At 55.2% G+C, this 703-nt stretch carries 1 rRNA gene; it reads right to left on the bottom strand.

Features of this window, described 5'->3' with window-relative positions:
- A 23S ribosomal RNA gene (locus ROSEINA2194_RS13625) occupies nt 1–703 on the bottom strand; the annotation flags it as partial.

The raw sequence follows: 703 nt of genomic DNA, 5'->3' as shown, positions 1-703 counted from the left end.
GGTCAAGCCCTCGATCGATTAGTAACAGTCAGCTCCATGTGTTGCCACACTTCCACCTCTGCCCTATCTACCTTGTAGTCTTCAAGGGATCTTACTCACTTATGTGAGGGATATCTCATCTTGAGGGGGGCTTCACGCTTAGATGCCTTCAGCGTTTATCCCTTCCGGACTTGGCTACTCTGCCATGCCGTTGGCCGACAGCAGATACACCAGTGGTCCGTCCATCCCGGTCCTCTCGTACTAAGGACAGCTCCTCTCAAATATCCTCCGCCCGCGCCGGATAGGGACCGAACTGTCTCACGACGTTCTGAACCCAGCTCGCGTACCGCTTTAATGGGCGAACAGCCCAACCCTTGGGACCTGCTACAGCCCCAGGATGCGATGAGCCGACATCGAGGTGCCAAACCACTCCGTCGATGTGAACTCTTGGGAGTGATAAGCCTGTTATCCCCAGGGTAGCTTTTATCCGTTGAGCGATGGCAATCCCACTTTATGCCACCGGATCACTAAGTCCTAGTTTCCTACCTGCTCCACCCGTCGGTGTCGCAGTCAAGCTCCCTTCTGCCTTTGCACTCTTCAAATGGTTTCCGACCATTCTGAGGGAACCTTTGAGCGCCTCCGATACCCTTTCGGAGGCGACCGCCCCAGTCAAACTCCCCGCCTGGCATTGTCCCATCACCGGATCACGGTGACTGGTTAGAAA

Origin of the sequence: Roseburia inulinivorans DSM 16841 (genome assembly GCF_000174195.1) — a bacterium.
GTDB classification, from domain to species: domain Bacteria; phylum Bacillota; class Clostridia; order Lachnospirales; family Lachnospiraceae; genus Roseburia; species Roseburia inulinivorans.
The sequence above is the reverse complement of the archived record's forward strand: the minus strand, read 5'-3'. Positions and strand labels throughout refer to the sequence as shown.